Raw genomic sequence first — 289 nt, forward strand, 5'->3', positions numbered from 1 at the left:
GTGTAACGGCTCGAAATACTTCAGATCCTACGTGTGTTTCTACAGCTTTATCTGTAACGATTAATGATGTACCAAATGCACCAGCTACACCAACTGCTGATGTAGTTCAACCAACGTGTGCAGTACCAACAGGTAAAATTTCAATTACCTCACCATTAGGTTCAGGATTTGAATACAGTATTGATGGCACGAACTATCAGGCTTCAGTAGACTTTATTAACTTAATCGCTGGTACTTATAGTGTAACGGCTCGAAATACTTCAGATCCTACGTGTGTTTCTACAGCTTT

At 39.8% G+C, this 289-nt stretch carries 1 protein-coding gene; it reads left to right on the forward strand.

What is annotated here, in order from left to right:
• The coding region (locus G3A46_RS14155; RefSeq protein ID WP_206736033.1) for a hypothetical protein at positions 1 to 289 on the forward strand (289 nt) is incomplete at both ends.

Source organism: Aequorivita sp. KMM 9714, from assembly GCF_011065475.1.
Lineage (GTDB): Bacteria > Bacteroidota > Bacteroidia > Flavobacteriales > Flavobacteriaceae > Aequorivita > Aequorivita sinensis.